The 5,494-nt window shown below is 68.1% G+C and carries 6 protein-coding genes; 2 read left to right on the forward strand and 4 right to left on the reverse strand.

Going from position 1 to position 5,494, the window contains the following annotated elements; translation table 11 throughout:
* The 3 genes from mnmA to QMX80_RS18065 form a co-directional block, all read right to left on the reverse strand.
* Positions 1-798 (reverse strand): tRNA 2-thiouridine(34) synthase MnmA (gene mnmA, locus QMX80_RS18055; protein ID WP_282278557.1); only part of this gene is annotated, 798 nt, incomplete at its 3' end.
* Positions 795-1,256, reverse strand: coding sequence for an NUDIX hydrolase (locus QMX80_RS18060; protein WP_273083388.1), 462 nt, complete (start codon positions 1,254-1,256; stop codon positions 795-797). The genes mnmA and QMX80_RS18060, both read right to left, overlap by 4 nt.
* 2 nt (positions 1,257-1,258) lie before the next feature.
* Positions 1,259-1,735: a hypothetical protein gene (locus tag QMX80_RS18065; protein ID WP_273083389.1), complete on the reverse strand. Its 477-nt coding sequence runs from the start codon at positions 1,733-1,735 to the stop codon at positions 1,259-1,261.
* A gap of 105 nt (positions 1,736-1,840) precedes the next feature.
* Here QMX80_RS18065 and clpS point away from each other — a divergent pair, with 105 nt between their 5' ends.
* The gene (clpS, locus tag QMX80_RS18070; RefSeq protein WP_055769125.1) at positions 1,841-2,161 is read left to right on the forward strand and encodes an ATP-dependent Clp protease adapter ClpS; all 321 of its coding nucleotides are present in this window, start codon (positions 1,841-1,843) and stop codon (positions 2,159-2,161) included.
* An 8-nt stretch (positions 2,162-2,169) separates the two neighbouring features.
* Here the strand turns inward: clpS and QMX80_RS18075 are convergent, their stop codons facing one another.
* Positions 2,170-2,979, reverse strand: coding sequence for an APH(6)-I family aminoglycoside O-phosphotransferase (locus QMX80_RS18075; protein ID WP_282278560.1), 810 nt, complete (start codon positions 2,977-2,979; stop codon positions 2,170-2,172).
* Between the two features lie 135 nt (positions 2,980-3,114).
* Between QMX80_RS18075 and clpA the strand changes: the two genes are divergently transcribed.
* Positions 3,115-5,394 carry an ATP-dependent Clp protease ATP-binding subunit ClpA gene (gene clpA, locus QMX80_RS18080; protein WP_282278562.1) on the forward strand — a complete coding sequence of 760 codons (2,280 nt, stop codon included), beginning with the start codon at positions 3,115-3,117 and terminating at the stop codon, positions 5,392-5,394.
* Positions 5,395-5,494 lie beyond the last annotated feature (100 nt).

Genomic DNA, 5,494 nt, shown 5'->3' on the forward strand with positions numbered 1-5,494 from the left:
GAGGTTGGCCGCCCCGGCCTTGCCGACCACGTACCCGGGGGCGGCGGGCCGGCCGCGCACGCCACCGATGTTCAGGCCTTCGCGCTGGCCCAGGGTGAAATAGAACACGCCAGGATGGCGGCCGATGGACTGTCCGTCCGGGTCGCGGATCTCGCCCTCGCGGGCGGGCAGGTACTGGCCCAGGAACTGGCGGAAATCGCGCTCGCCGATGAAGCAGATGCCGGTGGAATCCTTCTTCGCATGGGTCGGCAGCCCGGCCTCCTGGGCGATGCGGCGCAGCTGGCTCTTCTCCAGATGGCCGATCGGGAACAGGGTGGCGGCCAGCTGCTCCTGGCCCAGCTGGTGCAGGAAATAGCTCTGGTCCTTGCCGCGGTCGGCCCCGCGCAGCAGGCGCCAGCGGCCGGCGGATTGTTCCACCCGGGCATAGTGGCCGGTGGCGATGCGCTCGGCCCCGAGCTCGCGGGCGGCGTCGAGGAAATGCTTGAACTTGACCTCGCGGTTGCACAGCACGTCCGGATTGGGTGTGCGCCCGGCCGCGTATTCGGCCAGGAAGTGTTCGAACACGCCCTGCCAGTACTCGGCGGAGAAATCGCGGAAATGGAACGGGATGCCCAGCCGCCCGCAGACCGCCACCGCATCGCGGCGGTCGTCCTCGGCACGGCAATGGCCGCTGCCGTCATCCGCCCAGTTCTGCATGAACAGGCCGGCGACATCCAACCCCTGCTGCACCAGGACGAGTGCGGCGACGGAGGAGTCGACGCCGCCGGACACGCCGACGACCACACCCGGCCGGCTCATGGCACCTGCCTCAACATCGACAGCGGATGGCGCTGCCCGGCCAGCCAGTCCGACACGGCCTGCCAGACCAGCGGGCTGCGCAGCCGCGCCATGTCGGCCTGCAATGCGGCCGGAGTCAGCCACAGCGCCCGCACGATGCCGGTATCCAGCGGCTGATCCGGGTAATGCCGCACCGGCTCGGCGGCGAAGGCGAAGCGCAGGAACGGCTTGCCGTCCGGCGCATCCCACTGGTAAGCACCGATGAAGGCGCTCGGCCGCACCTCCCAGCCGGTTTCCTCGCGGGTCTCGCGCACCGCGGCTTCGACCAGGCTTTCGCCCGGTTCCAGGTGGCCGGCCGGCTGGTTCAACACGCGCCGGCCATGCTTTTCCTCTTCCACCAGCAACAACTGCCCGGCGCGGGACACCACGGTGGCCACGGTGACATGCGGCGCCCAGCGCTGGGAGCTCAACGCGTTCACCCTCAGTACTCGTCCTTGGCCGTCAATTCCAGTTCGATGGCATCGGCGCTCTTGATCGCCGCATCGATGGCGTCGCTGAGGACATCGGCTTTCGCGTTTGCGTCGATCTTGACCACGAACATGGCCATGTCGCCCTGCTTGACCCAACTGCCAAGCTTGGAATCATTGGAGTCCTCGAGCAGGCGGTTGGCCACCAGGGCAGGCAGCTGCGCGCTGGCGGACTTGTAGCCCGGCGACCAGATCTCGCGGATGCGATGGGTGCCATAGGTCTCGACCGAGGAGCGCACGAACACCAGCTGGGTGCGGTCGCCCTCCATGTCGAACACCATGCGGTAGTCGCCGTCGTCGTCGATCTCGTACTTGTACTCCAGCGAGTCGAGCAGCCGCCCGACCGCGGCATCCGGCTCGCCGGCAAGCGCCGCGCCGGCCATGCCGCACAACATGCCCGCCATCATCATTCCGGCCACGTACTTCTTCATGCTTTCCCTGCGGGATTGGTTGATCAGGCGCAAATTGTGCGTTGGCCGGGGCGTTCGCGTCCAATTCGGCGCAGCTTCGCGGGGCCAGCCGGTATAATTGCGCGCATGCCCCGCAAGCTCCAACACGAGAACGACCACGGCCTGCTGGTGGAACCCGGCAAGCCCGAGGTCGCACCGCCGCCGCTGTACCAGGTGATGCTGCTGAACGACGACTACACCCCGATGGATTTCGTGGTCGCCGTGCTGCAGAACTTCTTCGCCATGGACCTGGACAAGGCCACCCAGGTGATGCTGCACGTCCATACCCGCGGCCGCGGCATCTGCGGCGTCTACAGCCGCGAGGTGGCCGAGACCAAGGTCGCGCAGGTCAACGAGTTCGCGCGGATGAACCAGCACCCGCTGCTGTGCACGATGGAGAAGGCCTGACCGGCCCGTCAGTCGGCCAGCGCCTGCAGCGCCAGCGCGACGACCGTCAGGTCGACATCGGCCCGCTCCCCGTCGTCCAGGAACCAGGTCGCCGACAGCCCGCGGCTGGCCGCGATCCAGCGCAGCAGGCGCGTGCGTTCGAGGCCGGCTTCCGCCGATACCTGCGCCAGGCGCGCGTGGAAGCGCCCGGGCCGGACGGCGACATGGATGCCCGGGCCGCACAGGTCCGGATTGGCGAACAATGCCGTGTAGTCGAAGGCGCGGTCCCCCAACAGGCGCTTGGGGTCGATCGCCAGCCAGCCGCGCGCGCCGAAATCGAGCACGTTGTCGTGGTGTAGATCGCCATGCAGCGGCATCCACTCCTGTTCGGCGGCAAGCAGTTCCTCCGCCAGCGATCTGCACTGTTCCAGCATTGGCGACAGTCCCGTGCGCGGCCGCAGCAGATCGGCGAACCATTCCCGCAGCGGGACCAGGCCCGGCGGCGCCACGCCGCGCGGCCGGTGCAGGCGCTCCAGCACCCCGCACAGGATCGTGGTGCATGCCGCGTCTGCGCCCTCGATCGAGCGCCGGCGCAATGATTCCCCCTCTGCGCGCTCGAGCAGGATCGCCGGGCCCTCGTGCGCCAGCAGCCGGGCGGCACCATCGCCGTCCCACCAGCGCAGCAGGCGGTGGGCATCGCGCTCGTCGTCCGCGCTGCTCACCTTCAACATCGCCAGCGCCCCGGCCGGCGTCAGCACCGGCCACAGCCGCGCGCGCGGCGTGCTGATCGGCGCGCCATCGCGACGCAACTGCCAGCGGGTAAGGTAGGGTTCGCTCATGGTGCAAGGCTCGCCCAAGCGAGGGCCGTCGCGCCAGCCGCAGTGCTAACGCCGTCTGAACACCGGCATCCGGTAGGGTGATGGAAAACGTGCAGTCAGGCCGCATATTGTCTCCAACCGCAGTCGGAGTCCCCCATGTTCAGCAAAGACCTCGAACAGACGATTGGCCAGTGCTACAAGCGCGCCCGCGAGGCACGTCATGAATTCATGACGGTCGAACACCTGCTGCTCGCCCTGTTGGAAAACCCGTCCGCACAGGCCGTGCTCAAGGCCTGCGGCGCCGACCTGGATCGCCTGCGCCAGGACCTGGAGCAGGCCGTGGAAACCTCGGTCTCGCGCCTGGCCGACGACGACGGCCGCGACACCCAGCCCACGCTCGGCTTCCAGCGCGTGCTGCAGCGCGCCGTCTACCACGTGCAGTCCTCCGGCAAGAAGGAGGTCACCGGCGCCAACGTGCTGGTGGCGATCTTCGGCGAGAAGGATTCGCACGCGGTCTATTACCTCAACCAGCAGGACGTGACCCGGCTGGACATCGTCAACTACCTGTCCCACGGCATCGCCAAGTCCGGCGACGACGGCGATGCCTCACCGTCCATCGACGGCGAGGGCCGGACCGAAGGCGGGGAGGGCGAGCCCAAGGGCGATGCGCTGACCGAGTACGCCAGCAACCTCAACGAGCAGGCCCGCGCCGGCCGCATCGATCCGCTGGTCGGCCGCCGTGACGAGATCGAGCGCACCATCCAGGTGCTGTGCCGCCGCCGCAAGAACAACCCGCTGTACGTGGGCGAGGCCGGCGTCGGCAAGACCGCCATTGCCGAGGGCCTGGCCAAGCGCATCGTCGACGGCGAGGTCCCCGAGGTGCTGGCCGACGCGGTGATCTATTCGCTCGACCTCGGCGCGCTGGTGGCCGGCACCAAGTACCGCGGCGATTTCGAGAAGCGCCTGAAGGGCGTGATCGGCGCGCTGAAGAAGGTTCCCAACGCGGTGCTGTTCATCGACGAGATCCACACCATCATCGGCGCCGGCTCGGCGTCGGGCGGCACCATGGACGCCTCCAACCTGATCAAGCCGGCGCTGGCCTCGGGCGAGCTGCGCTGCATCGGCTCGACCACGTTCCAGGAATACCGCGGCATCTTCGAGAAGGACCGGGCGCTGGCGCGCCGCTTCCAGAAGATCGACATCGTCGAGCCCACCGTGGGCGAGGCCTACGAGATCCTCAAGGGCCTGCGCCCGAAGTACGAGGCGCACCACAGCGTGACCTATGCCGACGATGCGCTGCAGGCGGCGGTGGACCTGTCGGTCAAGCACATCGGCGACCGCCTGCTGCCGGACAAGGCCATCGACGTGATCGACGAGGCCGGCGCGCGCCAGCGCCTGCTGCCGGAGGGCGAGCGCAAGGCCACGATCGACGTCGAGGAAGTGGAGACCATCGTCGCCAAGATGGCGCGTATCCCGACCAAACAGGTCACCGCCACCGACAAGGACGTGCTGCAGCACCTGGAGCGCAACCTGAAGATGGTGATCTTCGGCCAGGACCCCGCGATCGAATCACTGGCCTCGGCGATCAAGCTGTCGCGTTCTGGCCTGGGCAATCCGGAGAAGCCGATCGGCAACTTCCTGTTCGCCGGCCCGACCGGCGTGGGCAAGACCGAGGTCACCCGCCAGTTGGCACTGCAGCTGGGCATCGAGCTGGTGCGCTTCGACATGAGCGAGTACATGGAGCCGCATTCGGTCAGCCGCCTGATCGGTGCGCCCCCGGGCTATGTCGGCTTCGACCAGGGCGGCCTGCTGACCGAGAAGATCGTCAAGACGCCGCACTGCGTGCTGCTCCTGGACGAGGTGGAGAAGGCGCACCCGGACATTTTCAACATCCTGCTGCAGGTCATGGACCGCGGCATCCTCACCGACACCAACGGCCGCGAGGCCAACTTCAAGAACGTGATCCTGGTGATGACGACCAATGCCGGCGCGGCGCAGGCGGCGCGGCGGTCGATCGGCTTCACCAAGCAGGATCACGCCACCGATGCGATGGAGGTGATCCGCAAGGGCTTCACCCCGGAATTCCGCAATCGCCTGGACGCGGTGGTGCAGTTCCAGGCGCTGGGCTTCGACCACATCCTGCGGGTGGTGGACAAGTTCCTGATCGAGCTGGAGATGCTGCTGCAGGACAAGCACGTCTCGCTGTCGGCCACCCCGGCCGCGCGCGACTGGCTGGCCCACCATGGCTTCGACCCGCAGATGGGCGCACGGCCGATGGCCCGCGTCATCCAGGACCAGATCAAACGCCCGCTGGCCGACGAGCTGTTGTTCGGCAAGCTGGTGGGCGGCGGCAAGGTCAGCATCGACGTGCGCGATGGCGAACTGGTGGTGGAGACCGAGGCCGAGCCGGAGCACCTGTTGCCGGCGACGGTCTGAAACGGGCAGGACCTGCCCCTGCGACGGCGGCTGCGGCCGCCGTCGTCGTTTCCGGCACAGGGGAAGTCCGGATCGCGGCCACGCAAAAAAGCCAGCCCAA

Source organism: Stenotrophomonas sp. PS02297 (assembly GCF_029959705.1).
Lineage (GTDB): Bacteria > Pseudomonadota > Gammaproteobacteria > Xanthomonadales > Xanthomonadaceae > Stenotrophomonas > Stenotrophomonas nitritireducens.

Coding starts and splice junctions, on each gene's coding strand:
- clpA (WP_282278562.1), top strand. CDS start 3,115: ATGTTCAGCAAAGACCTCGAACAGACGATTGGCCAGTGCTACAAGCGC.
- QMX80_RS18065 (WP_273083389.1), bottom strand. CDS start 1,735: ATGAAGAAGTACGTGGCCGGAATGATGATGGCGGGCATGTTGTGCGGC.
- QMX80_RS18075 (WP_282278560.1), bottom strand. CDS start 2,979: ATGAGCGAACCCTACCTTACCCGCTGGCAGTTGCGTCGCGATGGCGCG.
- clpS (WP_055769125.1), top strand. CDS start 1,841: ATGCCCCGCAAGCTCCAACACGAGAACGACCACGGCCTGCTGGTGGAA.